Genomic DNA, 23,670 nt, shown 5'->3' on the forward strand with positions numbered 1-23,670 from the left:
CCCCCCACCCCCCCCCCCTCCCCCCCACCCTCCCCCCCCCCCCCCCCCCCCCCCCCCCCCCCCCCCCCCCCCCCCCCCCCCCCCCCCCACGCCCGTGCGTCCGTACCGTCAGCGCCTACTTCGCGCCTTCGAGGATCTCGCGCGCCAGCTTGGCGGTCTCGGTCGGCGTCTTGCCGACCTTGACGCCGGCGGCCTCGAGGGCCTCCTTCTTGGCCTGTGCGGTGCCAGAAGAGCCGGAGACGATGGCGCCGGCGTGGCCCATGGTCTTGCCCTCGGGGGCGGTGAAGCCCGCGACGTAGCCGACGACCGGCTTGGTGACGTTCTTCGCGATGAAGTCCGCCGCGCGCTCCTCGGCGTCGCCGCCGATCTCGCCGATCATGACGATGAGCTCGGTCTCCGGGTCGGCCTCGAAGGCCTCCAGGGCGTCGATGTGCGTGGTGCCGATGACCGGGTCGCCACCGATGCCGACGGCGGAGGTGAAGCCGATGTCGCGCAGCTCGTACATCATCTGGTAGGTCAGCGTGCCGGACTTGGACACGAGACCGATCTTGCCGGGCTTGGTGATGTCGCCCGGGATGATGCCGGCGTTGGACTGGCCGGGGGTGATCAGACCCGGGCAGTTCGGGCCGATGATGCGGGTCTTGTTGCCCTTGGCGGTCGCGTACGCCCAGAAGGCGGCGGAGTCGTGCACCGCGATGCCCTCGGTGATGACGACGGCCAGCGGGATCTCGGCGTCGATCGCCTCGACCACGGCGGCCTTGGCGAAGGCCGGCGGGACGAAGAGGACGGAGACGTTGGCGCCCGTCTTCTCCATCGCCTCGGCGACGGACCCGAAGACCGGGACCTCGGTGCCGTCGAAGTCGACGGTCGTGCCGGCCTTGCGCGGGTTCACGCCACCGACGATGTTGGTGCCGTCAGCCAGCATCAGCTTGGTGTGCTTCATGCCCGTGGCACCGGTCATGCCCTGGACGATGACCTTGCTGTCCTTGTTGAGGAAGATAGCCATGTGAGTCTGTGACCTCTGCCCTTACTTCGCAGCCGCGAGCTCGGCGGCCTTGTCGGCCGCGCCGTCCATGGTGTCCACGCGCTGCACCAGCGGGTGGTTGGCGTCCGAGAGGATCTTGCGACCCAGCTCGGCGTTGTTGCCGTCGAGACGGACGACGAGGGGCTTGGTGACCTCTTCGCCCTTGTCCTTCAGCAGCTGCAGCGCCTGGACGATGCCGTTGGCGACCTCGTCGCAGGCGGTGATGCCACCGAAGACGTTGACGAAGACGGACTTGACGTCCGGGTCGCCGAGGATGATCTCCAGACCGTTGGCCATGACGGCGGCGGAGGCGCCACCGCCGATGTCCAGGAAGTTGGCGGGCTTGACGCCACCGTGGTTCTCACCGGCGTACGCGACGACGTCGAGGGTGCTCATGACGAGACCCGCGCCGTTGCCGATGATGCCGACCTCGCCGTCGAGCTTGACGTAGTTGAGGTTCTTCGCCTTGGCGGCGGCCTCGAGCGGGTTCGCGGCCGCGTGGTCCACGAACTCCTCGTGACCCGGCTGGCGGAACTCGGCGTTCTCGTCCAGGGAGACCTTGCCGTCGAGGGCGATGACCTCGCCGGAGGCGACCTTCGCGAGCGGGTTGACCTCGACGAGGAGCGCGTCCTCGGCGATGAAGGTCTTCCACAGGGTCACGAGGACCTCGGCGACCTGCTCGGCGACCTCGGCCGGGAACTGCGCGAGCTCCACGATCTCGCGGGCCTTCTCGATCGTGACGCCCTCGTTGGCGTTGACCGGGACCTTCGCGAGCTTCTCGGGGGTCTCCTCGGCGACCTGCTCGATGTCCATGCCGCCGGCGACCGACGCCATGGCCAGGAAGGTGCGGTTGGTGCGGTCGAGCAGGTAGGAGACGTAGTACTCCTCGACGATCTCGGGAGCGGTCTCCGCGATCATCACCTTGTGGACCGTGTGGCCCTTGATGTCCATGCCCAGGATGTCCGTCGCGCGGGCGACGGCCTCGTCCGGGGTGGCGGCGAGCTTGACGCCGCCCGCCTTGCCGCGGCCGCCGACCTTCACCTGGGCCTTGACGACCGACTTGCCGCCCAGCTTCTCGGTGGCCTCGCGAGCCGCCTCAGGCGTGTCGATCACTTCACCGGCCAGCACCGGTACACCGTGCTTGGCGAAGAGGTCCCTCGCCTGGTACTCGAACAGGTCCACGCGCGTCCGTCCCTTGTCTTCAAAGATTCGCAGTGATTCGCGGTTTGTCTGCTATCTGCGTGGGCGTGCCGCGGAGGGCAACGTGACGGCGCTGTCACTGGGGAGGCGCACACGGTGACCGTGGACGCGGCATGTCCGTCTCGCAGGTTATCCCCGTGGGCCGTAGGACCCTAAATCACAGATCACACCTGAGCGGTGATACCTGTCACAGATCGCCTCACCGCGGAGCTGCGTCTTCGTGTGATCCGCCGATGTGGAGCGGGGTCGGGCGGGACCTCTCCGCGGGGCCTCACGGGACCGGCAGGGGGCGCTTCTCCAGCGCCGCCGCCATCACCTCCGGGAACAGGTCGGGCGTGCAGGCGAAGGCGGGGGCGCCGAGCGCGGCGAGGGCCGCGGCGTGCTCTCGGTCATAGGCGGGGGCGCCCTCGTCGGACAGGGCGAGCAGCGCCACGAACTCCACTCCGGCCGCCTTCATCGCGGCGACCCGCTGGAGCATCTCGTCGCGTATCCCGCCCTCGTAGAGATCACTGATCAGGACGACGACCGTGTCGGCAGGACGGGTGATCCTGGACTGGCAGTAGGCGAGGGCGCGGTTGATGTCGGTGCCGCCGCCGAGCTGGGTCCCGAAGAGGACGTCCACCGGGTCGTCGAGCTGGTCGGTGAGGTCGACGACCGCCGTGTCGAACACGACCAGACGGGTGGTGATCGACCGCATGGAGGCCAGGACCGCGCCGAAGACGGAGGCGTGGACGACGGAGGCGGCCATCGAACCCGACTGGTCGACGCAGAGCACCACCTCCTTCTTGACCGCCCGCGCGGCCCGGCCGTACCCCACCAGCCGCTCGGGCACGACGGTCCGGTGCTCCGGGAGGTAGTTCTTCAGGTTCGCCCGGATCGTGCGGTCCCAGTCGATGTCGCGGTGGCGGGGGCGGGCGGTCCTCGCCGAGCGGTCGAGCGCGCCCGCGAGGGTGGCCCGGGTCCGGGTCGCGAGGCGCTTCTCCAGCTGGTCGACCACCCGGCGGACGACGGCCCGCGCCGTCTCCCGCGTGGTGTCGGGCATGGCCTTGTTCAGGGACAGCAGGGTGCCGACCAGGTGCACGTCCGGCTCGACGGCCTCCAGCATCTCCGGCTCCAGCAGCAGCGCGGACAGGCCGAGCCGCTCGATGGCGTCCCGTTGCATGACCTGGACCACGGGGCTGGGGAAGTACGTACGGATGTCCCCGAGCCAGCGGGCCACCCTCGGGGCGGATCCCCCGAGCCCCGCCGACCGCTCCCCCGGCCCCTTGCCGTCCCCGCCCCCGCCGTAGAGCGCGGTCAGCGTCGCGTCCATGGCGGCGTCGGCGCCGCCGAGCACCCGGCCCGTCCCGTCGGCTTCGCCGCCGAGCACCATCCGCCACCGCCGCAGGCGTTCGCCTCCGGCGGTGTCCCGCCCGCTCTCCGTCATCCGACGCTCCCCCTTGAGTCGTTGCCTTGTACGGGACCGAGCCCCTCCGTGGCGCTGCGCGCGACCGTCTCCCCGCCCCGCCCTTCGCCCGTTCTCCGGGGCACGCCCCGGCCCCCGGCACCGGACGCTCCGCGCGCGGTGCGCTGACGCGCCGCGCCGCATCCGGCCCCGCCGGCGTGTGGGGCGCGGGGGTCCGGGGGCGGAGCCCCCAGGAGGAGGCGGGCCACCTCCGTCACCGCGGACGCGCGGGCCGGGTCCAGGTCGGGGGCGAAGCCCGCCGGGGCGGCGCCGGTCGTGGTGGAGGCGCCGGCGCCCGGGCCGCGGCGCGCCAGTTCGCCCAGGGTCCGCCGCACGCCCGGCTCGTACGCCCCGAACGTCCGCCGCAGCAGCGGCAGCACGTCGACGAAGGCGCGCTCCGGGACCGCCACCAGCCAGGCGTCGATCAGGCCCCGCAGCCGCTCGTCGTGGACCAGCAGGGTGCCGCCGCCGGAGCCGCCGCCCGCGAACCCCTCGATCCAGCCCGCCGCGTCGGCCGGGGAGGCCGCCGGGGAGAGCGCGAGCCCCATCAGCCGGGCCGTCTCCTCGGGCGGGAGCCGGCCGTCGTCCAGCAGCAGCCGCACGGCCCGGCCCCGGATCAGCCCGGGCACGGTGTCCCGCCCGGCCAGCTTCCGCAGGACGGCCGACCAGCGCTCCCGCAGCCCCCCGTCCGCGTCGGCCAGCAGGGCGACCGCCCCGTGCACCCCGTCCAGGTGGCCCCTCAGCTCCGCCGCCGCGTCCGCGTCGAGCCCCGCCGCGCAGGCCGGCGGCAGGGCCACGCAGATCCGCTCGGCCAGCCCGGCGGCGACCGTGCCGAGCGCGGCCGCGTCGGTCCCGCGTACGTCCCCGTACCGCAGCGAACGGGCCAGCGCGGGCAGCGCCCCGGCCAGCCGCGCCACATCGGTGTCCAGCGCCGCGAGGTCGGCCAGCGCCCGCAGCACGGCGGGCAGCGCCTGCGCCAGCCCGGCGGCCAGGCACCGCTCGGCCAGCGCCGTGACCTCCGCCAGCTGCCGGGCGCCCGCCGCCTCGGCCTCGGCCCTGGCGGTCGCCGCGCCGGGGACGGTGGTGCCCCAGATGCCCGCCTCGGCGACCCGCACCGACAGCTCCGGCTCCCAGCGCAGCCGCCAGGTCTCCCGGAAGGTGCCCGTCCCGCCGCGGGAGGCGGTGGGCACGCCCCAGTCGACGCCGAGCATCCGCAGCCGGTGCAGCAGCCGGGACTTCGCGGCGTCGGTGTCCTTGCGCAGGTCCAGTTCCAGCTCCCGTTCGCGGGCCTCCGCCTTGAGCCGCAGCGAGCGCTGCCGGCGGGTGAGGTCCCGCTGGAGCGGTACGGCGGGCGCCCCGTCCGGGACCTCGCCGAGCACGTCCCCCACGACGAGCCGGTCCTCGACCAGCGCGAGCGGTACGTCGGAGCCGTCGCACATGACGGCCCGCGCCGCCTCCAGGGTCTCCGCGAGCCCGGCCATCGGCCGGCCCCGGACGGCGGCCAGGGTCCCGGCCAGCCGGACCGCCTCGATGACGTGGGACGGGGAGACCTGGCGGTCCTCCTCCCGCAGCAGTCCGGCCACCTTGGTCAGCCACCGCTCCACCGGCCGGTCCCGGCAGGCGAAGAGGTGCGCGTACCAGCCGGGCGAGGAGACGCCGGCGCCGTATCCGCCGGCCCGGGCGAGCCTGCGGTGGGTCCAGGGCACCCAGGTGGTCTCCACCTTGGTGCGGGGCAGGCCGGCGAGCAGCGCCCGGTCCGCGGCGACGGTGGTCCGGGCCCGGAGCGCGGGGACGTGCCAGGCGCCGCACACCACGGCGTAGTCGTCGCCGAACTCCCGTCGGGCGGCCCGCATCCGCTGCCGCATGTGGGCCTCGCGGACCAGGTCCCGGGGGCGGCCGCCGTCGCCGTAGGTCTCGCGCAGGGCCCCCATGGCCTCCCCGAGGGCCTCGAAGGCGGCGAGCGGGTCCCGTGGGCCCCCGGTGGCCCGGTGCTCGACCACGTCCTCCCACCACTGCTCCGCGTCCTCGTACCCGGCGGTCCGCGCGAGCACCGCGAGCGGGTCCACCGGCAGCGCGCCGCCGTCGCCGTCGCCGTCTCCGTCGCCGGGCGGCTCCCCGCCCTCCCCGGGCGCGGCCAGCGCGTGGGCCGCGGGGAGGTCGATGAAGCGGACGGGGCGGTCCCGGGCCTGGGCCCACCGCAGGGCGACCCACTCCGGTGAGAACGCGGCGAGCGGCCAGAACGCGGCCCGGGCCGGGTCGTCCGCCGCGTGCGCGAGCAGGGCGACGGGCGGGCGCATCCCCGGTTCGGCGGCCAGCGCGAGCAGGGCGTCCCCCTCGGGCGGTCCCTCGATCAGCACGGCCCGCGGCTGGGCCCGGTCCAGCGCGGCGCGCACCGCCCGCGCCGATCCGGGGCCGTGGTGGCGGACCCCGAGCAGCAGCGGTCCTGCGGCTCCGGGGCTCATGCCGTCACCTCCCGGCAGGCGCGGTAGAAGTCCTTCCAGCCGTCGCGCTCGCGGACGACCGCCTCCAGGTACTCCTGCCAGACGACCCGGTCGGCGGCCGGGTCGCGGACGACGGCCCCGAGGATCCCGGCGGCCACGTCGGAGGGGCGCAGGACGCCGTCCCCGAAGTGCGCGGCGAGGGCGAGGCCGCCGGTGACCACGGAGATGGCCTCGGCGGTGGAGAGGGTGCCGCTGGGGGACTTCACCTTCGTGCGCCCGTCGTCGGTGACGCCGTCGCGCAGTTCGCGGAAGACGGTGACGACTCGGCGGATCTCCTCCAGTCCCTCGGGCGCGGCCGGCAGGTCCAGGGCACGGCCCATCTGGTCGACGCGGCGGGCGACGATGTCGACCTCGGCGTCGGTGGTGGCGGGCAGCGGCAGGACGACGGTGTTGAAGCGGCGGCGCAGGGCGCTGGACAGCTCGTTGACCCCGCGGTCGCGGTCGTTGGCGGTGGCGATGAGGTTGAAGCCGCGCACGGCCTGCACCTCCTCGCCGAGCTCCGGTATCGGGAGGGTCTTCTCGGACAGGACGGTGATGAGGGTGTCCTGGACGTCGGCGGGGATGCGGGTCAGCTCCTCGACGCGGGCGGTCGCGCCCTGGGCCATGGCCCGCATCACGGGGCTGGGGACGAGGGCCTCGCGGCTGGGGCCGTGGGCGAGGAGGCGGGCGTAGTTCCAGCCGTAGCGGATGGCCTCCTCGGGGGTGCCGGCGGTGCCCTGGACCAGCAGGGTGGAGTCCCCGCTGACGGCGGCGGCGAGGTGTTCGGAGACCCAGGTCTTGGCGGTGCCGGGGACGCCGAGCAGGAGGAGGGCGCGGTCGGTGACCAGGGTGGTGACGGCGACCTCGACGATCCGGCGCGGGCCGACGTACTTGGGCGTGATGACGGTGCCGTCGGGGAGCGTGCCCCCCTGGAGGTAGGTGGCCACGGCCCAGGGGGAGAGTTTCCAGCGGGCCGGGCGGGGCCGGTCGTCGGCGGCTTCCAGGGCTTTCAGTTCGTGCGCGAAGGCGTCTTCCGCGTGCGGGCGCAGTGCCTCGGTACCGGTGCCGTTCCCGTGCGTGCTCATGGTCCCCCTCCAGTGCTCGGCAGCCGCTCCCGACTGCTGTACCCACGGTGCACCACGCCACTGACAACGCCCCTTGTTCGAGGCGTCGTTGCAGGTCAGGGCGATTGTCAGTGGGGGTCTCTACGGTGGTTTCCATGACTGAGCAGGGGGTCCGCCCGACGGCGGAACAGGTACTGGCTCTGGCTCCTGACGAGGCGTCGAGGAGGGCGGGGGCCGCGCTGGGCGCGGCGGGTCCGTGGTCGCAGACCGGAGGTTCCGCTTCCGGTGTGGTGTGGGGGGTGTGCAAGGGCAGCGGCGCCGCGTCGTACCGGACGGTCGTGGACCTGGCCGGGCCCGCGTACAAGTGCTCCTGCCCGAGCCGGAAGTTCCCGTGCAAGCACGCCCTGGGGCTGCTGCTGCTCTGGTCGGCGCAGGGCCTGGGCGAACCGGCCGGGGCGCCGGAATGGGCCGCGGACCGGCCGGCGGAGCGCGCGGCGAAGGCCGCCCGGCCGGCGGCCGGCCCGGTGGACGCCGGGGCGGCCCGCAAGCGGGCCGAGCGGCGCGCCGAGCGGGTCGGGGCGGGGGTCACCGAACTGGAGCGCCGGCTCGTGGACCTATTGCGCGGCGGGATCGCCGGCCAGGGGCAGGCGGGATACGCGCCCTGGGAGGAGACCGCGGCCCGCATGGTCGACGCCCAGGCGCCCGGACTGGCGGCGCGGGTGAGGGAGTTGGGGACAATACCCGGTTGCGGCCCCGGCTGGCCCGCCCGGATGCTTGAGGAGTGCGCGCTGCTGCACCTGCTGGACCGGGCCTGGCTGGGGGTCTCCGGACTGCCGGAGCCGTTGGCCGCGACCGTCCGGAACCGGGTGGGGCTGCCGTCCTCGGCGGAGGGGGAGCCCGTCCGGGACCGCTGGCTCGTACTCGCCCAGTACGACTCGGTGTCCCCGGACGGCCGCCTCACCACCCGCCGGACATGGCTGCGCGGGCAGGAGGGCGGACGGCCGGCGCTGGTGCTGGACTTCGGACCGCCCGGGCGGGCGCCGGGGCTGGCGCTGCCCGTCGGACTGGTGCTGGAGGCGGAGGTCCGCTTCCGGCCCGGGACGGCGGGGCTCCGGGCGGACCTGGGGGACCGCACCGCGGCCGCGGCGGCGGACACCCGGGCTCCGGCCGGGGTGAGCACGGGTGCGGCCCTGGACGCCTACGGGGCCGCGCTGCGGGAGGACCCGTGGCTGGACTCCTGGCCGGTGGTCCTGGGGCCGGTGATCCCGATACCGGGTGACGGGCCCGACGGGTCCTGGCAGCTCGCGGACGCGGACGGAGCGTGCGCGCTGCCGGTGGTGTCCGGCGGGGGCCGCTCGCGGTCCGCGCTATGGCAGCTGGCCGCCCTCTCGGGCGGTGGCCCGGTCACGGTGTTCGGCGAGTGCGGCCACCGCGGCTTCACCCCGCTGACGGCCTGGCAGCCCGGCTCGCCCGAGCCGGTGCCGCTGCTCTGAGCACGGGCACGACCCACACACAACGCAGGGGGCCTGGGGGGATCCATGCCGTCTCGCAGACCGACATGGAGGACGCGCGGGCGCGGGGGCGCCGGCGCGCAGACGAGGAGCCGGGGGGCTTTCATGAACGACAACCACGCCAGCTGAGCACCGTCGTGCGGCACGTCCGGGCTCCGGTCCCGCGGAGGGGGCGGGATCGGGCCCGGGCCCGCACGACGACGACGGACCACCGACGGGGACGGACGAGGGAGGGGCCGGATGGTCGAGGCCGACGAGGGATACGCGCACGCGGACTGGGAGGGGCTGGTCACCGCCGCGCTGCTGGGCACCGAGCGGCGGGGCGGCACACCGGAGGCGCTGCTCGACGCGGCGGCGGTGCGGACACTGCGCCGCCGCGCCGGGCTGCGGCCCGCACGGGCGGCCCGGCGGCCGGAGCCCGCACCGCGGGATCCGCGGCCCGCGCCGCCGGAAGCCGCCCGGCGGCGGCTGGCGCAACTGCTCGCGGGCCGCGGCAGCACGGGCGGCTCGGGGCGGCGGGGGGCCGCCCCGGACCTGACGGAGCTGCTGCCGCAGTGGCTGGCCGCCGCCGGGCGGCACGGCTACCGGGCGCCTTCCGCACTGGTCCCGGCGCTGCTGGACGCGGCCCGGGCCCGTACCGACCTGCGTCCGCAGGCGCTGGCCCTGGCCGGTGCGCGGGGGCTGTGGCTGGCCCGGCTGAACCCGGAGTGGCGGTTCGCGCTGCGGGGCGGCGCGGCCGGCGGGGAACTGCCCGACCCGGCCGACGGCGAGGCGGTGGCGCGGCTCTGGGAGGAGGGCCTGTTCGCGGAACGGGTCGCCCTGCTGGGCGCCGTCCGGGCCCGGGACGCGGTGGCCGCGACCCGGCTGCTGGCCGGCACCTGGGCCACCGAGCGGGCCGAGGACCGGCTGATGTTCCTCGACTCGCTGCGGACGGGGCTGTCGCTCGCGGACGAGCCCTTCCTGGAGGCGGCGCTCGGCGACCGCAGCCGCAACGTCCGGGCGACGGCCGCGGAACTGCTGTCCGCGCTGCCGGAGTCGGCGCTGGCCGGGCGGATGGCGGAGCGGGCGCTGGCCTGCGTCGGCCCGGAGGCGGTCGAACCGCCGGCGGAGTGCGACGCGGGGATGCTGCGCGACGGGGTGGTCGAGCGGCCGCCCGCCGGGCGCGGGGAGCGGGCGTGGTGGCTCGGCCAGGTGGTGGAGGCGGCCCCGCTGTCCTGCTGGCGCGAGCGGTTCGGGGGGCTGGATCCGGCGGAGATCGTGGCGCGGCCGGTGGCCGAGGGCTGGGCGGAGGAGATACACGCCGCCTGGTGCCGGGCGGCGGTGCGGCAGCGGGACGCCGCGTGGTCGAAGGCGCTGCTGGGCCCGGCGGCCGCACCGCCGGCGGCCGGCCCGGGTACGGCGTCGCTCGCGGAGCGGGCCAGGCTGCTGGAGACCCTGGCGGAGGGGGAACGGGCGGAGTGGGTCGCGGAGTTCGTGCGGGCGCACGGGCTGTCGGAGGCGTTCCAGCTGCTCGGGGTCTGCCGGGTGCCGTGGGCGGGGGCGCTGGGGCGGGCCGTGGTGGACGCGCTGGACGCGGCGCGCATCGCGGGGGGCTACCCCTGGAGCTTCAGCGGGGTGATGGGGCTGGCGGAGCGCTGCCTCGATCCCGCGGAGGCGGGGCGGCTGGAGGTCCTCACGGCCGCCGCCGATCTGCCGGACGGGGGGTCCGGGGCCGCCGCCTACTGGGCCGAGGCGTTCCAGCGGCTGGTGGCGACGCTACGGGTGCGGGGGGCGATGCTCGCGGAGCTGGCGCCGTCGTCGTAGCGCCCCCTGACCCCGATACCGCGCGCCCCCGCGCCCGGTGAGTTCAAACGCCGCGCGGGCCGGACTGCCCGCAGGGCGATTCCGGCCCGCGCGGCGGAGCCCCGTCGGCTACGCCGAGCGGACGTTGCCGTTGACCCAGTCGACGATCTCCGTCGTCGTCGCGCCGGGGGTGAAGATCGCCGCCACGCCCTTCTCCTTCAGGGGGGCGATGTCGTCCTCCGGGATGATGCCGCCGCCGAAGACCTTGATGTCCTCCGCGTCGCGCTCCTTCAGGAGCTCCAGCACGCGGACGAACAGGGTGTTGTGCGCGCCCGAGAGGATCGACAGGCCGATGGCGTCGGCGTCCTCCTGGATCGCGGTGTCCACGATCTGCTCGGGGGTCTGGTGCAGGCCCGTGTAGATGACCTCCATGCCCGCGTCCCGCAGCGCCCGCGCGATCACCTTCGCCCCGCGGTCGTGGCCGTCGAGACCCGGCTTGGCCACCACCACACGGATCGGACCGGTCACACCCATCGCACTGCCTCCCGAGTGAACGAACGTTAAGTACAGCATTGCGCACCGCACCGTTTCACGGTCAACGGGGAGGGGGAAATCACACGTGGGACGCCGTTGATCCACCTCGCCCAGTCGCCCCGCCACCGCGCCGACAGCCGCACGGCACGGTGGCGGGGCCACGTCGGCAGCCGGCACGGCCCCGCACCCAAGAGGTCCAGGGGAGGCCGTCGATGGGGCTGACGATCGCACCGCTGCCCGTCCCGCGCTCCGGTGCCGCCCTGCGGGCCGCGGTCCTGGAGGCGGTGGTCCTCGCCGGGCACATGCTCCTCTACCCGAGTGGAGTCCGGGAGGAACGCCGGGAGGAACGCGAGCCGGGGCGCGGCGCCGGGTCCGGGCAGTCGCCGCCCGTACTGCTGCTGCACGGGTTCACCGACAACCGGTCCGTGTTCGTCCTGCTGCGCCGGGCCCTCGGCGCGGGCGGCGGGCGGCGCGTGGAGACGTACAACTACTCCCCCTTCACGCGCGACCTGCGCGTCACCGCCCGCCACCTCGGCCGGCGCGTCGAGGAGCTGTGCGAGCGCAGCGGTCAGGACCGGGTGGACCTCGTGGGGCACAGCCTGGGCGGGCTGGTCGGGCGGTACTACGTCCAGCGGCTCGGCGGCGACGCCCGCGTCCGCACGCTGGTCACCCTCGGCACCCCGCACGGCGGGACCCGTGTCGCCCCCTTCATGGACGCCCATCCGCTGGTCCGCCAGATGCGCCCGGACTCCCCGGTGATGGCCGAGCTGCGGGCGCCCGCGCCCGGCTGCCGGACCCGGTACGTGGCCTTCTGGAGCGCGTTCGACGCCCTGATGGCCCCCGCCGGCACGGCCAGGATCGAGCACCCGGACCTGGACGCGACGAACATCGAGGTCACCGGCATCGGGCACCTCGCCCTTCCGGTGCACCCCGCCGTCATCACCGCCGTGCGGCGCGCGCTGGACGGTCCGGTGCGTGACGCCGGGGCCGCGGAGGGGCCGGTGAGAAAACTCCGGCCCACCGGAACCGAAGGGGAGGGGATGGTCGTCTGAGCCCCCGGAGGTTTCCGACAGGGGGGACGGATGGGGGCGGAGGGCGCTGCGTCGCGGCGCGGGCTGCTGGCGCCGGTGCTGGCGAACCTGGCCCTCGGTGTGCCCGCCGTCGTGCCGCTCCACCTGGCGTGGTGGGTGCTGACCGAGTACCTGCCGATGGACTGCCACAGCACGGCCGACCTCGCGAAACCGGACCTCGCCCACTGCGACTTCCACACCCTCGACCACTCCACGGCCGTGTGGTTCCTGCTCGTGGTGACGGGGGTGCTGCTGATCGGCGCGGTGTTCGTCGTCGACGCCGTCCTGCCGCCCGCCGCGCGCCGCGGGACCTGGCTGCGCTCGGCGGCACTGGTGCCGGTGCCCTTCGCGCTGCTGCTCGCGTACGCCTACAACACCGGATGACCCTCGGTCGAACGAATTTCGAACTCAAGGCCAAGGCTCGGTCTTTCGGCGACCGAAAGACGGCCGAATGCCCGGTTCCCGCGAGGACGAAACCCGCCGAAGATTGTCGAGGCGAGTAACCGCCGGGTACAGTCACGCCACTGCTCTCCTCCGGTGAACCTTGAGTTCCCCGGCCACCCAGGCCCCCACTGCCGAGGCGAAAGAGAAGTTGGTGAACGACCGCCCGACGTCGGGCCAGTACCCCGAAATGGGGCACGACGGCCTTTCCACCACCACTTTCGCTGGTGACCAGACCTACGTTTCCTACGAAACGCAGGGTCAGGGCTATCAGTACGTCACGGACTACGCCGCTTCCGGCAGTTATGGGACCTACGACGCGTACGGCTCGTACCCGTCCACGGCCGACACCGGCAGCTACGACTCCACCGCCTGGACCGCGCAGCAGGACTACCTCTCCAGCGTCCCGGCCCAGACCGTCCCCGAGGACACGACCGGCTCCTGGGACGCCTCCGCCTGGAACTCGGCGGACTCCGTGCATTCCGGCGGCGCCGGCTACGCGGCCGCCCCCTTCGGGTACGACCCCGCCGGCTCGGAGCAGACCGGGCAGTGGGACTTCTCCGGCTACGGGCAGGACGCCGGCGGCTACGACGCCACGACCGTCGTTCCGATGTACGCCGACGCCGAGACCCACGGCCACGCCGGCGCCCACGGCCACGCCGATGCCGGCCCCGACGCGTACGCCGACGACGAGACCTCCGTCTTCGAGCCCCTCGGCCCCGCCTTCACCACCGAGGACGACGAGCCGCAGTTCATCGACGCCGTGCACGACCTGCCCACGCAGGCGGTACCCCTCACCCCCCCCTCCCCCGCCGAGCCGCGTTCGGCGCGCCGGGCAGCCGGCGGCCGGGGCGCGGCCAAGGGCGGCGGCAAGGACAAGGCGGGCGGCAGCGCCCGGCGCCGTACGCCGGCCAAGCGGTCCGCCCTGCTGACCGTGGCGGTGCCCTCCGCCTGCGTGATGGGCGTCGCGGGAGTCGCCGCCGCCTCCGTCGGCGGACTCACCGGCGGCGACAAGCCGTCCGAGGACACGACGACGATGGCCGCCCCCGACCCGGCGTCGGTGAAGCCGGTCGCGGCGAACAACAAGCTCGACACCCAGCTGGCCGCCCTCAGCGCGGACGCCGGTGACTTCGCCGACCGGGCGAGCCGCACCCAGGAGCGCATCGACCTCAAGCTGCGCCAGGACGCGGAGAAGAAGAAGCGGGCCGAGGAGGCGGCGGCCAAGGAGGCGGCCCGCCCGAAGTTCGCGATCCCCGTCACCCAGCACGGTCTGAGCGCCATGTTCGGCCAGGCCGGCGGCATGTGGATGTCCGTCCACACCGGCATCGACTTCCCCGTCTCCTACGGCACGCCGGTCATGGCGGCCACCGACGGCACCATGCGCACCCAGTGGAACAGCGCCTACGGCAACATGGCGATCCTGACCTCCCCCGACGGCACGGAGACCTGGTACTGCCACCTCAGCAGCACCAAGATCCGGTCCGGGCAGGTCAAGGCCGGCGACGTCATCGCGTACTCCGGCAACTCGGGCAACTCCACCGGCCCGCACCTCCACTTCGAGGTACGGCCCGGTGGCGGCTCCGCCGTCGACCCCCTGGCCTGGCTGCGCAACCACGGCCTGGACCCGACGTAGGAACCGCGCCCTACAGCTTCTGCACCGGCGCGTAGCGCAGGAGCAGGCGCTTCGGCTTGTCGTCCCCGAAGTCGATGGTGGCCTGAGCGTCCGCGCCGGCGCCCCGGACCTCCATGACGGTGCCCAGCCCGAACTGGTCGTGCGTGACCCGGTCCCCGACGGCCAGCGCGATGACCGGCTTGTCGGCGGCGCGTCGCGTCGCGAACCCGGACGGGCCGGAGGAGCGGGAGCGCGAGGAGGACAGGAAGGCCTCGGGCGAGGTCCCGAAGGACCCCTTCCCGGAGGACGACGCGCCGTAGCCGGAACCGCGCACCGGCCCGGCCGGCTTCTGCGCGGCGCCCGTCCGCTTCCACTGGAGGTACTCGGCCGGGATCTCCTCCAGGAACCGCGAGGGCGGGTTGTAGGAGGGGGTGCCCCAGGCGCTGCGCATGCTGGAACGGGTCAGGTACAGCCGCTCGCGGGCGCGGGTGATGCCGACGTAGGCGAGGCGGCGCTCCTCCTCCAGTTCCTTGGTCTGGCCGAGCGCGCGCATGTGCGGGAAGACCCCGTCCTCCATGCCGGTCAGGAAGACCACCGGGAACTCCAGGCCCTTGGCGGTGTGCAGGGTCATCAGCGTGATGACGCCCGAGCCGTCCGGGTCCTCGTCCGGGATCTGGTCGGAGTCGGCGACGAGCGCGACCTGCTCCAGGAACTCGGCCAGGGTGCCCGGGGACTCCTCGTCCCTCGCCTGCTCGAATTCGAGGGCGACGGCCGCGAGCTCCTGGAGGTTCTCGATCCGGGTCTCGTCCTGCGGGTCGGTCGAGGCCTGGAGCTCGGCGAGGTAGCCCGTGCGCTCCAGGACCGCCTCCAGCACCACGGCCGGGCCGGCGCCGGAGTCGACGATGGTGCGCAGCTCCTCCATCAGCGTGTTGAACCGCTTGACGGCGTTGGTGGAGCGGGCGGCCATGCCGAAGGCCTCGTCCACCCGGCGCAGGGCCTGCGGGAAGGTGATCTTCTCGCGGAGCGCGAGGGCGTCGATCATCGCCTCGGCGCGCTCGCCGATGCCGCGCTTGGGCACGTTGAGGATGCGGCGCAGCGGGACGTTGTCCTCGGGGTTGGCCAGGACGCGCAGGTAGGCCAGGACGTCCCGGACCTCCTTGCGCTCGTAGAAGCGGACGCCGCCGACGACCTTGTAGGGCAGGCCGACCCGGATGAAGATCTCCTCGAACACGCGGGACTGGGCGTTCGTCCGGTAGAAGATCGCGACGTCGCCGGCCTTGGCGTCGCCCGCGTCCGTCAGCCGGTCGATCTCGTCGGCGACGAACTGGGCCTCGTCGTGCTCGGTGTCGGCGACGTAGCCGGTGATGCCGGCACCGCTGCCGGCCTGGGTCCACAGGTTCTTGGCGCGGCGGTTCTCGTTGCGCTCGATGACGGCATTGGCGGCGGAGAGGATCGTCTGCGTGGAGCGGTAGTTCTGCTCCAGCAGGATCGTCTTGGCGTCCTTGTAGTCCTCCTCGAACTGGAGGATGTTGCGGATGGTCGCGCCGCGGAAGGCGTAGATCGACTGGTCGGCGTCGCCCACGACGCACAGCTCGGCGGGCGGCAGGTCCGGGTAGCCGGGGCCGACCAGCTCGCGCACCAGCGTGTACTGGGCGTGGTTGGTGTCCTGGTACTCGTCGACCAGGACGTGCCGGAAGCGGCGCCGGTAGTGCTCGGCCACGTCCGGGAAGGCCTGGAGGAGGTGGACCGTGGTCATGATGATGTCGTCGAAGTCGAGGGCGTTGGCCTCGCGCAGCCGGCCCTGGTACATCGCGTACGCCTGGGCGAGCGTCTTCTCGAATCCGTCGGCCGCCTGGCCGGCGAAGGCGTCCTCGTCGATGAGCTCGTTCTTCAGGTTCGAGATCTTGGCGTTGAAGGACTTGGGCGGGAACTTCTTCGGGTCCAGGTCCAGGTCGCGGCAGACCAGCGCCATGAGGCGCTTGGAGTCGGCGGCGTCGTAGATCGAGAACGAGGAGGTGAAGCCGAGGCGCTTGGACTCGCGGCGCAGGATGCGCACGCACGCGCTGTGGAAGGTGGAGACCCACATGGCATTGGCGCGGGGGCCGACCAGGTTCTCGACGCGCTCCTTCATCTCGGCCGCGGCCTTGTTGGTGAAGGTGATCGCCAGGATCTGGCCGGGGTGGACGTGCCGCGCGGACAGCAGGTGCCCGATGCGGTGGGTCAGCACCCGCGTCTTGCCGGAGCCGGCGCCGGCCACGATGAGCAGCGGGGAGCCCGCGTGCACCACGGCGGCGGCCTGCTGCTCGTTCAGCCCGTCCAGGAGCGTCGCGGGGTCGATGACCGGCCGGGGGGCGCCGTTGCGGTAGTACGCGTCCGCGCCCGCGGGCAGGTCGAAGCGGCCGCCGAACAGGTCGTCCGCGCCCTCCTCGGGGGCGTGGTGCTCCTCGGGCGGCGGGGGGACCTCGTCGGAGGGGGTGAGGTCGGCCAGGAAGCTGTCGTCAAAGAGGCTGCTCATCGCCATCCGAGTCTAGGGGGCGGGACCGACAGCCGGTCCCGCCCCGGGGAAATCCGCCGTCGGGAGCGCGAAGGGCACCCCGTAGGCTCGGCGCCATGACTGTCCTCACCCACGCCTTCGTCGGCCTGCACATCATCGGCATAGCCTCGCTCCTGGGCGGCTTCCTGACCCAGATGAAGGCGATGGGCGCCGGCACCGCCCGCTTCGTGCCCGCGATGCTGCACGGCGCCCTGACCATGCTCGTCACCGGTGTGCTGCTGGTCGGCTTCCACGAGATGGGCGACGGGGCACCCCTGAACAACATCAAGATCGGCGTGAAGCTGGCGGTCCTCTTCGTGATCCTGGCGCTCGTCTACGTCAAGCGTGACGAGGAGCACGTCGAGAAGGGGCTCTTCGGCGCGGTCGGCGGACTGACCATCGCCAATGTCTTTATCGCCGTCCTCTGGCACTGACCGGTCCCGTCCGGCCATCGGCGATCAGCCGCAGCCAGTACCGATCAAGTCGTCATCCGGCCGTGACCTCCAGGTTTAGCGTCCTCCCCCGAGACCCCGGGACCGACGGAAGGACGTGAGGCCCCCTTGGCCAGTCATCGAAAGCCCAGGCAGCGCCCGTTCTCCGGCGGCACCGTCCGGACCGCGGCCACCCTCGCCCTCGCGGGCGCTGCCACCGCCACCGCCTTCGAAGGCACCTCGCACGCCGAGCCCCGGCAGACCCCGACCCAGGTCAAGGCGGAGGTCGACCGGCTCTACGAGGAGGCCGAGGCCGCGACCGAGCGCTACAACGGCGCGAAGGCCGAGGCGGACGAGGCCGAGCGGGCCTTGAGCGGGCTCCAGGACGAGGCCGCCCGCAAGGCCGACCGGCTCGGCGCCGCCCGCAGCTCGCTCGCCGCCGTCGCCGCGGGCCAGTACCGCACCGGCGGCCTGGGCCCCGCCCTCCAGCTCGCGCTCGCCTCCGACCCCCAGGACTACCTGGAACGGGCCTCCCTCCTCACCCGGGCCGGCGACCGGACCGCCGCCGAGGTGGCCTCCGTACGGCGCGGGCTCGACGAGGTCGGCCGGCTGCGCGCACAGGCCGACGGGCGCCTGAAGGACGTCCGCGCCCGGCGGGACGGGCTCGCCCGGCAGAAGGCCGCCATCGAGGACAAGCTGGCCACCGCCCAGCGGCTGCTGGCCCGGCTCGGCGCCGAGGAGCGGGCCGCCTACGAGGCCCAGCACGGCGGCGGCCCGGACGCCCCGGCCGGCCGGCCCCCGGGCACGGCGCCCGCCGCGCAGCCGGGCTCCCCCGTACCGGCCCCCGCGGACGGTTCGCGCGCCGCCCGCGCGGTGGCGTTCGCGTACGGGGCGATCGGCAAGCCGTACGTGTGGGGGGCGACCGGCCCGGGCTCGTTCGACTGCTCGGGCCTGACCCAGGCGGCCTGGCGCGCGGCCGGGGTCTCCCTGCCCCGCACCACCTACACCCAGATCAACGCCGGCCGGCGGGTTACCCGCGACCAGCTGGCCCCCGGCGACCTGGTGTTCTACTACTCCGGGATCACGCACGTGGGCCTGTACGTCGGGGGCGGACAGATCGTCCACGCCCCGCGCCCCGGTTCCACGGTCCGGCTGGCGCCGGTCGACTCGATGCCCTGGGCCGGGGCGTCCCGCCCGGCATAGCCGTACGGCCGGTCAGGGCGCCTTGACGGTCTGGCTGAGCCAGCCGAAGGTCTGCGGCAGCTGCTTGGACCAGGACTCCAGGTTGTGCCCGCCGGTGACCTTCTCCGCGTGCACGGTGGTCGGGCTCACGGCGAGCCCCTTGAGGTCGGTGCCGGACAGGTAGCCGTCCTGCTCGGCCCCCGACATCCACAGCGCGACCGCGGGTGGCGCGGGCTGGGCCTTGAGCAGCTCCTTCAGGTTGTGCGTGCGGCGCAGTTCGGGATCCTTGGCGACCAGCGAGGTGGGCTCCTGGCCGGGGTCGTTGTAGCCGGACAGCGAGACGGCCGCCCCGTAGCGGTCGGGGTGGAGGATGGCCAGCTTGGCCGCGCAGTAGGCGCCCGCCGAGTAGCCGGCCACGCCCCAGGTGCGGGGGTCGTCGGAGGCGCGGAAGTTTCCGGTGACCATCGTGCGGACGTCGACGCTGAACCAGCTGTCGGCGTTGACCTTGCCGGGGAGGTTGGCGCATCCGGTGTCGGCGTTGCCGAGCAGCATGGCGCGCGGGGAGACCAGGATGAACGGCTGGACCTTGCCCTCCTTCATCAGCGGCTCCAGCACCTCGTGCGCCTTGAGCCCCTGGAACCAGGACTTGCCCGTGCCGGGTATGCCGGGGATCAGCTCGACGACCGGGAACTTCCGGTCCTTGTAGGCCGGGTCGTCGTACTGCGGCGGCAGCCACACCATGACGTCGCCCTTGACCCCGGAGACCTTCCCGTCGAGCTCGGTCTTCCTCACGCGTCCGCCGAGCCCTTCGACGGGCTGGAAGTCCTGGCGGACCTTGGGCTCCTGCCTGACCTGCTCGGCCTTCTTGCCGCCCATGCCGTCGGGGCCGAGGTCGGGCGCGGACTGCACGTAGCTGCCGGTGCCCATCAGGTCGCCCCAGGAGGCGTAGAAGTTCATGTCCCGGTTGACCGCGACGAAGACCAGGGCCACGGCGGTGACCTGCGCGAACACCACCATCAGCCCGCGGACCGCCAGGCGCGCGGCGGCGGGGCCGCGGACCTTGCCCCACACGGTCAGCGGCAGGACGACGGCGATCAGCGTCAGGCCGATCACCGTCGCGAAAAGAGGGGTCCCCGTCAGGCTCATCACGCCACCCAAGAGGCCGGCGCGACGCCGTCCGGTTGCCCTCCCCGGCTGCGTCGTGGATCACACCCGGGGCCTGGCCCCGGGGTGTCATCCCCGGTTCATCCGCAGGTCAGACCAGGCGGCGCGCGGTCGCCCAGCGGGTCAGCTCGTGCCGGTTGGAGAGCTGGAGCTTCCTCAGCACGGCCGAGACGTGGGACTCGACCGTCTTCACCGAGATGAACAGCTGCTTGGCGATCTCCTTGTACGCGTACCCGCGCGCGATCAGCCGCAGCACCTCGCGCTCGCGCTGGGTGAGCCGGTCCAGGTCCTCGTCGACCGGCGGGGCGTCGGTGGAGGCGAAGGCGTCGAGGACGAAGCCGGCCAGCCGCGGCGAGAACACCGCGTCCCCGTCCTGGACCCGGAAGACGGAGTCCACCAGGTCGGTGCCGGTGATGGTCTTGGTGACGTAGCCGCGCGCGCCGCCCCGGATGACCCCGATGACGTCCTCGGCGGCGTCCGACACCGACAGGGCCAGGAAGCGCACCGGGTTCTCCGCGGCCGCCATCAGCGGGGCGCAGCGGCGCAGCACCTCGACGCCGCCGCCGCCGGGCAGGTGCACGTCCAGGAGGACCACCTCGGGGCGGGTGGCGGTGATGACGGTGACGGCCTGGTCCACGTCGGCCGCCTCACCGACGACCTCGACGCCGGTGCGGGCCGTCTCCCCGATCTCGGCCTGGACGCCCGTGCGGAACATGCGGTGGTCGTCGACCAGCACCACCCGGACCCTCCTGGCCCCGTCGTCCACAGCGCTGCCCCCGGTCGTGCCCGTCGTGCCCGTCATGCCGCGTTCGCCACCCTCTCCATCTCCAGTTCGACTTCCGTGCCGCCGTCGGGCGCGGACCGCAGCCGGGCGGTCCCGCCGTTGCGCTGCATCCGGCCGATGATCGATTCTCGTACGCCCATGCGGTCGCCCGGTACCGCGTCGATGTCGAAGCCCGGTCCCCGGTCCCGTACGGACACGAACACCGTGCGCCCCTCCACCTCCGCGTACACCTGGACGGGGCCGCCCTCGCCACCGTACTTGGCGGCGTTGACCATCGCCTCGCGCGCGGCCTGCATCTGTGCGCCCAGCTTCTCGTCCAGCGGGCAGTCGCCGACGACGACCACCTCGATGGGGACGCCGTGGTGGTCCTCGACCTCGGCGGCGGCCTTCTTCACGGCCTCGGCGAGGGTGGCCGGCTCCTCGGCCTCGTCCTTGCCGGTGCCCTCGGGCTTGTACAGCCAGTTGCGCAGCTCCCGCTCCTGGGCGCGGGCGAGGCGGCGGACCTCGCCGACGTCCTCGGCGTTGCGCTGGATCAGGGTGAGGGTGTGCAGCACGGAGTCGTGGACGTGGGCGGCGACCTCGGCGCGCTCCTGGGCGCGGATGCGCATCAGCCGCTCCTCGGAGAGGTCCTGGGTCATCCGGATCAGCCAGGGCCCGGCGAGCAGGGCGATGCCGACGAGGACCGCGAGGACGGCGGTGAGGAGGTTGCCGAGCTGGGCGGCGGAGCCCCGTACGACGATGAAGACGGTCAGGCCCACGCCGACGAGCACCACTCCGGCGAGCGCCCGGGCCAGCTGGAGCATCCGCTTCTGGCGGGCGCCGGCGGGGTTCCAGTGCTCGCGGCGGGCGTTGTCGGCCTGCCGCCAGACGAGGACGACGCCGGCCCCGACGAGCAGGGTGGGCCAGATGTAGCGGCCGTTGGCGCCGCCGACGCGCAGCTGGGAGAAGAAGATGCCGGTGCCGACGGCCAGGGCGATCAGCCCGGACACCGCCCCCTTGTCGGGCTTGCGCAGGCGCCGGCTGCCGTCGGCGAGGGTCTCGAAGAAGGAGTGGTGTCCGGTGCTGCCGCCGACGCCGAGCGGGACGAAGACCCAGAAGGCGGCGTACAGCAGCACGCCCAGACCGTCGCCCCACAGGAACATGGCGAGGAAGGCGAGCCGGATCCACAGGACGGGCAGCCCGAGGTGCCCGGCGAGGCCGCGCGCGACTCCGCCGAGCATCCGTCCGTCGGCGCTGCGGTACAGCCTGCGCGGCGGGACGTCGTCGGTGTCGGGGGCGTGCGGGGCACGGGCGGCTGCTGCTGGTGGCATGTCACCAAGGGTCACACGGCGGGGCGCGGGGCGGCATCAGGGCCTCCCCCCACTTCCGTCGGGGGGATATCAGGGTTGCGCCAGGGTCGGGCCCGGTGCCGGGCGGCCGGACGGCCGGTCACCATGGACCCATGACCGACGTACACGACGCCCCGCCCGCTGATCCCGGGGCACCGGCACCCGCCGAGCGGCCACCCCTGCGGCGCAGCAGGCGCGACAAGGTCCTCGCGGGCGTCTGCGGCGGCCTCGGCCGGTATTTCGACCTCGATCCGGTGGTGTTCCGGGTCGTGCTCGGCGTGCTCGCCGTCACCGGCGGCGTCGGCCTCGTCTTCTACGGCTTCGCCTGGCTGCTGCTGCCCCTGGAGGGCGAGGAGGAGGGCGAGGGCCGCAAGCTGCTGACCGGCCGCGTCGAAGGGACCACCCTGGCCGCGGTGTTCAGCGCCCTGGTGGGCTGCGCCCTGTTCCTGTCGATGCTCGACAACGGGGTGCTGGGCGGCTTCTCCGTCCTGGTCGTCCTGGCGCTCGGCGGGGCCGCGTACTGGTCCCAGCGCCACCGCCAGGCCGGCGCCGACCCCGAGGCGGAGGCCCCGGGCACGCACCGCCCTGCGCCGCCGGAGACCCAGGCGCCGCCCGCGCCGAGCAGCCCGTCGTGGTGGCGCGATCCGCTCGTGAAGGACGGCACCACCGGCCCGGTCGGCTCCTCCGGCTACCTGTGGGGCCCGGACGACGCCGCCGACGACCGCCCCGGTGCGGCGTCCGGCGGCGCCCCGGTGCCGCCGCGGCCGGCCGGCGGGGCCGGGCAGGGGCGCGGCGGGATCGGCGGCCGCGTCTTCGTCCTCGCCCTGCTGGCGGGCGGCGCCGGCACGGCCGCCGTGTGGCACGGCAGCCCGCTGGGGCACGCCCTCCAGGTCGGCCTGGCCTGTGCGCTGGCCGTGTTCGGGCTGGGGCTGGCCGTCAGCTCCGTCAAGGGCCGCACCGGCTTCGGCACGATCCTGCTGGGCCTGGTCACCGCCGTCCTGCTCGCGGCGGCCACCGCCCTGCCGCGCGAGGTGAGCACCGACTGGCACGACGTCGACTGGCGTCCGGCCGCGGTGGCCGACGTCCGGCCCCTCTACTCCTCCGGGACCGGCCTGGCCACGCTCGACCTGAGCCGCCTGGACGTCCCGAAGGGCACCACCGTGTCCGTCCGCGCCTCCATCGAGGCGGGCCGGCTGAAGGTGATCGTCCCCCGGGAGGTCACCGCGCGGGCCGACGTCTCCATCGACCTGGGCGACATCCAGCTCCCCGGGGACCGCTCCGTGCGGATCAAGAGCGGTGGCGAGAACCGGCAGGCGACCCTGCCCCCCACCGCCGGCACCGAGGCCGGCGGGACGATCGAGCTGCACCTGGACGCGGGTGTGGGACAGGTGGAGGTGGCCCGTGCGGCGTCATGAGTTCCAGCCGGGACGGCTGCTGGCCGGTCTCGTCCTGACCGCGGCGGGCGTGCTGTACCTGCTCGACGCGACCGGCAGGACCGACCTGCCGTGGTTCCTGGTGGTGCCGATGGCCGTGGGCGGTCTCGTCCTGGCCGCCCTGGTGGGGCTGGTGACCTACGCCGTACGGCGTGACCGGCGCGACCGGATCAGCGAGTCCAGGGACCAGTAGGGCGCCCCGGCCAGCACCAGCGGGATCCAGGCCATCAGGTACACCAGGTCGTTGCCGTAGTAGTACGGGGTCACGGCCCAGGAGACGGTGAGCCACAGGCTCAGCGAGATCAGCGCCCCGCCCGCGGCCGCGAGCCGGGTCAGCAGCCCGGCGAGGACGCCCAGGCCGACGAGGAGCTCCCCGAGGGCGATGGCGTAGCCGAAGCCGGCGGGGGCGTTCAGGGCGAGGTCCACCAGGGCGGGGATGCCGGCGGTGTCGCGCACGCCGCGCATCTGCTCGCCGATGGAGCCGGGGCCGGATCCGGAGAAGAAGCCGGACGAGGTCAGTTTGTCGAGGCCCGCGTAGACGAAGGTCACGCCGAGGAAGATCCGCAGCGGGAGGAGGGCGTGGCGGGAGGCGAGTTCTCCCCACGGTGTGGACCGCACACCGGAAGGGACGTCAGTTCGGTTCACGCAGCCAT

General features: G+C 74.1%; 20 protein-coding genes. 9 read left to right on the forward strand and 11 right to left on the reverse strand.

Going from position 1 to position 23,670, the window contains the following annotated elements; translation table 11 throughout:
* Nucleotides 1-115: 115 nt before the first annotated feature.
* From sucD to ACZ5NJ_RS16750, 5 genes are all read right to left on the reverse strand, one after another.
* Nucleotides 116-1,006 carry a succinate--CoA ligase subunit alpha gene (gene sucD, locus ACZ5NJ_RS16730; protein WP_045952187.1) on the reverse strand — a complete coding sequence of 297 codons (891 nt, stop codon included), beginning with the start codon at nucleotides 1,004-1,006 and terminating at the stop codon, nucleotides 116-118.
* A gap of 21 nt (nucleotides 1,007-1,027) precedes the next feature.
* Nucleotides 1,028-2,206: an ADP-forming succinate--CoA ligase subunit beta gene (sucC, locus tag ACZ5NJ_RS16735; RefSeq protein WP_468765621.1), complete on the reverse strand. Its 1,179-nt coding sequence runs from the start codon at nucleotides 2,204-2,206 to the stop codon at nucleotides 1,028-1,030.
* A 289-nt stretch (nucleotides 2,207-2,495) separates the two neighbouring features.
* Nucleotides 2,496-3,650: a VWA domain-containing protein gene (locus tag ACZ5NJ_RS16740; protein WP_468765622.1), complete on the reverse strand. Its 1,155-nt coding sequence runs from the start codon at nucleotides 3,648-3,650 to the stop codon at nucleotides 2,496-2,498.
* Entirely contained in the window at nucleotides 3,647-6,130 is a 2,484-nt protein-coding gene (locus ACZ5NJ_RS16745) for a DUF5682 family protein (RefSeq protein ID WP_468765623.1), read from the reverse strand. The genes ACZ5NJ_RS16740 and ACZ5NJ_RS16745 overlap by 4 nt, the downstream gene beginning before the upstream one ends.
* Nucleotides 6,127-7,233 (reverse strand): ATP-binding protein, encoded by a 1,107-nt coding sequence (locus tag ACZ5NJ_RS16750; RefSeq protein ID WP_468765624.1) that lies wholly within the window; start codon nucleotides 7,231-7,233, stop codon nucleotides 6,127-6,129. The genes ACZ5NJ_RS16745 and ACZ5NJ_RS16750 overlap by 4 nt, the downstream gene beginning before the upstream one ends.
* Before the next feature lie 134 nt (nucleotides 7,234-7,367).
* Here ACZ5NJ_RS16750 and ACZ5NJ_RS16755 point away from each other — a divergent pair, with 134 nt between their 5' ends.
* Both ACZ5NJ_RS16755 and ACZ5NJ_RS16760 read left to right on the forward strand, forming a co-directional pair.
* Nucleotides 7,368-8,705 carry an SWIM zinc finger family protein gene (locus tag ACZ5NJ_RS16755; RefSeq protein ID WP_468765625.1) on the forward strand — a complete coding sequence of 446 codons (1,338 nt, stop codon included), beginning with the start codon at nucleotides 7,368-7,370 and terminating at the stop codon, nucleotides 8,703-8,705.
* Between the two features lie 258 nt (nucleotides 8,706-8,963).
* Nucleotides 8,964-10,526: a DUF5691 domain-containing protein gene (locus tag ACZ5NJ_RS16760; RefSeq protein WP_468765626.1), complete on the forward strand. Its 1,563-nt coding sequence runs from the start codon at nucleotides 8,964-8,966 to the stop codon at nucleotides 10,524-10,526.
* Between the two features lie 108 nt (nucleotides 10,527-10,634).
* On the opposite strand, the gene ACZ5NJ_RS16765 is transcribed toward ACZ5NJ_RS16760, so the two are convergent.
* Nucleotides 10,635-11,039 (reverse strand): cobalamin B12-binding domain-containing protein, encoded by a 405-nt coding sequence (locus tag ACZ5NJ_RS16765; RefSeq protein ID WP_468765627.1) that lies wholly within the window; start codon nucleotides 11,037-11,039, stop codon nucleotides 10,635-10,637.
* Between the two features lie 212 nt (nucleotides 11,040-11,251).
* On the opposite strand from ACZ5NJ_RS16765, the gene ACZ5NJ_RS16770 reads away from it, so the two are divergent.
* The 3 genes from ACZ5NJ_RS16770 to ACZ5NJ_RS16780 all read left to right on the forward strand — a co-directional run bounded on the left by ACZ5NJ_RS16770 (nucleotide 11,252) and on the right by ACZ5NJ_RS16780 (nucleotide 14,183).
* The gene (locus tag ACZ5NJ_RS16770) at nucleotides 11,252-12,091 is read left to right on the forward strand and encodes an esterase/lipase family protein (RefSeq protein ID WP_468765628.1); all 840 of its coding nucleotides are present in this window, start codon (nucleotides 11,252-11,254) and stop codon (nucleotides 12,089-12,091) included.
* A 30-nt stretch (nucleotides 12,092-12,121) separates the two neighbouring features.
* Complete coding sequence (locus ACZ5NJ_RS16775) at nucleotides 12,122-12,493, forward strand: hypothetical protein (RefSeq protein ID WP_468765629.1); 372 nt, start codon at nucleotides 12,122-12,124, stop codon at nucleotides 12,491-12,493.
* 211 nt (nucleotides 12,494-12,704) lie between these two features.
* The gene (locus tag ACZ5NJ_RS16780; protein ID WP_468765630.1) at nucleotides 12,705-14,183 is read left to right on the forward strand and encodes a M23 family metallopeptidase; all 1,479 of its coding nucleotides are present in this window, start codon (nucleotides 12,705-12,707) and stop codon (nucleotides 14,181-14,183) included.
* 10 nt (nucleotides 14,184-14,193) lie between these two features.
* Here ACZ5NJ_RS16780 and pcrA read toward each other — a convergent pair whose 3' ends face one another.
* The gene (pcrA, locus tag ACZ5NJ_RS16785) at nucleotides 14,194-16,677 is read right to left on the reverse strand and encodes a DNA helicase PcrA (protein WP_468765631.1); all 2,484 of its coding nucleotides are present in this window, start codon (nucleotides 16,675-16,677) and stop codon (nucleotides 14,194-14,196) included.
* A gap of 95 nt (nucleotides 16,678-16,772) precedes the next feature.
* On the opposite strand from pcrA, the gene ACZ5NJ_RS16790 reads away from it, so the two are divergent.
* Together ACZ5NJ_RS16790 and ACZ5NJ_RS16795 are read left to right on the forward strand one after the other, a co-directional pair.
* Nucleotides 16,773-17,129 carry a hypothetical protein gene (locus tag ACZ5NJ_RS16790; RefSeq protein ID WP_468765632.1) on the forward strand — a complete coding sequence of 119 codons (357 nt, stop codon included), beginning with the start codon at nucleotides 16,773-16,775 and terminating at the stop codon, nucleotides 17,127-17,129.
* 126 nt (nucleotides 17,130-17,255) lie between these two features.
* The gene (locus ACZ5NJ_RS16795; protein WP_468765633.1) at nucleotides 17,256-18,329 is read left to right on the forward strand and encodes a C40 family peptidase; all 1,074 of its coding nucleotides are present in this window, start codon (nucleotides 17,256-17,258) and stop codon (nucleotides 18,327-18,329) included.
* Between the two features lie 12 nt (nucleotides 18,330-18,341).
* Here the strand turns inward: ACZ5NJ_RS16795 and ACZ5NJ_RS16800 are convergent, their stop codons facing one another.
* The 3 genes from ACZ5NJ_RS16800 to ACZ5NJ_RS16810 form a co-directional block, all read right to left on the reverse strand.
* Nucleotides 18,342-19,454 carry an alpha/beta hydrolase gene (locus tag ACZ5NJ_RS16800; protein ID WP_468765634.1) on the reverse strand — a complete coding sequence of 371 codons (1,113 nt, stop codon included), beginning with the start codon at nucleotides 19,452-19,454 and terminating at the stop codon, nucleotides 18,342-18,344.
* Nucleotides 19,455-19,563: 109 nt separating this feature from the next.
* Entirely contained in the window at nucleotides 19,564-20,274 is a 711-nt protein-coding gene (locus ACZ5NJ_RS16805) for a LuxR C-terminal-related transcriptional regulator (protein WP_468765635.1), read from the reverse strand.
* Nucleotides 20,271-21,566, reverse strand: coding sequence for an ATP-binding protein (locus tag ACZ5NJ_RS16810; protein ID WP_468765636.1), 1,296 nt, complete (start codon nucleotides 21,564-21,566; stop codon nucleotides 20,271-20,273). Before ACZ5NJ_RS16810 ends, ACZ5NJ_RS16805 begins: the two co-directional genes overlap by 4 nt.
* Before the next feature lie 131 nt (nucleotides 21,567-21,697).
* Here ACZ5NJ_RS16810 and ACZ5NJ_RS16815 point away from each other — a divergent pair, with 131 nt between their 5' ends.
* Together ACZ5NJ_RS16815 and ACZ5NJ_RS16820 are read left to right on the forward strand one after the other, a co-directional pair.
* Nucleotides 21,698-22,999 carry a PspC domain-containing protein gene (locus tag ACZ5NJ_RS16815; protein ID WP_468765637.1) on the forward strand — a complete coding sequence of 434 codons (1,302 nt, stop codon included), beginning with the start codon at nucleotides 21,698-21,700 and terminating at the stop codon, nucleotides 22,997-22,999.
* Nucleotides 22,986-23,210: a hypothetical protein gene (locus ACZ5NJ_RS16820; protein WP_395508130.1), complete on the forward strand. Its 225-nt coding sequence runs from the start codon at nucleotides 22,986-22,988 to the stop codon at nucleotides 23,208-23,210. Before ACZ5NJ_RS16815 ends, ACZ5NJ_RS16820 begins: the two co-directional genes overlap by 14 nt.
* Here ACZ5NJ_RS16820 and ACZ5NJ_RS16825 read toward each other — a convergent pair.
* Nucleotides 23,156-23,662: a DoxX family protein gene (locus ACZ5NJ_RS16825; protein WP_468765638.1), complete on the reverse strand. Its 507-nt coding sequence runs from the start codon at nucleotides 23,660-23,662 to the stop codon at nucleotides 23,156-23,158. The two genes, ACZ5NJ_RS16820 and ACZ5NJ_RS16825, sit on opposite strands and share 55 nt — an antisense overlap.
* Between the last annotated feature and the right edge of the window lie 8 nt (nucleotides 23,663-23,670).

The sequence above is a fragment of the Streptomyces sp. NPDC032091 genome (assembly GCF_055580265.1).

What these genes read in the sequence shown, in the direction of transcription:
- sucD (WP_045952187.1), bottom strand. Translation starts at nt 1,006, where the DNA reads ATGGCTATCTTCCTCAACAAGGACAGCAAGGTCATCGTCCAGGGCATG.
- ACZ5NJ_RS16740 (WP_468765622.1), bottom strand. Translation starts at nt 3,650, where the DNA reads ATGACGGAGAGCGGGCGGGACACCGCCGGAGGCGAACGCCTGCGGCGG.
- ACZ5NJ_RS16745 (WP_468765623.1), bottom strand. Translation starts at nt 6,130, where the DNA reads ATGAGCCCCGGAGCCGCAGGACCGCTGCTGCTCGGGGTCCGCCACCAC.
- ACZ5NJ_RS16750 (WP_468765624.1), bottom strand. Translation starts at nt 7,233, where the DNA reads ATGAGCACGCACGGGAACGGCACCGGTACCGAGGCACTGCGCCCGCAC.
- ACZ5NJ_RS16755 (WP_468765625.1), top strand. Translation starts at nt 7,368, where the DNA reads ATGACTGAGCAGGGGGTCCGCCCGACGGCGGAACAGGTACTGGCTCTG.
- ACZ5NJ_RS16760 (WP_468765626.1), top strand. Translation starts at nt 8,964, where the DNA reads ATGGTCGAGGCCGACGAGGGATACGCGCACGCGGACTGGGAGGGGCTG.
- ACZ5NJ_RS16765 (WP_468765627.1), bottom strand. Translation starts at nt 11,039, where the DNA reads ATGGGTGTGACCGGTCCGATCCGTGTGGTGGTGGCCAAGCCGGGTCTC.
- ACZ5NJ_RS16770 (WP_468765628.1), top strand. Translation starts at nt 11,252, where the DNA reads ATGGGGCTGACGATCGCACCGCTGCCCGTCCCGCGCTCCGGTGCCGCC.
- ACZ5NJ_RS16775 (WP_468765629.1), top strand. Translation starts at nt 12,122, where the DNA reads ATGGGGGCGGAGGGCGCTGCGTCGCGGCGCGGGCTGCTGGCGCCGGTG.
- pcrA (WP_468765631.1), bottom strand. Translation starts at nt 16,677, where the DNA reads ATGAGCAGCCTCTTTGACGACAGCTTCCTGGCCGACCTCACCCCCTCC.
- ACZ5NJ_RS16790 (WP_468765632.1), top strand. Translation starts at nt 16,773, where the DNA reads ATGACTGTCCTCACCCACGCCTTCGTCGGCCTGCACATCATCGGCATA.
- ACZ5NJ_RS16800 (WP_468765634.1), bottom strand. Translation starts at nt 19,454, where the DNA reads ATGAGCCTGACGGGGACCCCTCTTTTCGCGACGGTGATCGGCCTGACG.
- ACZ5NJ_RS16805 (WP_468765635.1), bottom strand. Translation starts at nt 20,274, where the DNA reads ATGACGGGCACGACGGGCACGACCGGGGGCAGCGCTGTGGACGACGGG.
- ACZ5NJ_RS16810 (WP_468765636.1), bottom strand. Translation starts at nt 21,566, where the DNA reads ATGCCACCAGCAGCAGCCGCCCGTGCCCCGCACGCCCCCGACACCGAC.
- ACZ5NJ_RS16815 (WP_468765637.1), top strand. Translation starts at nt 21,698, where the DNA reads ATGACCGACGTACACGACGCCCCGCCCGCTGATCCCGGGGCACCGGCA.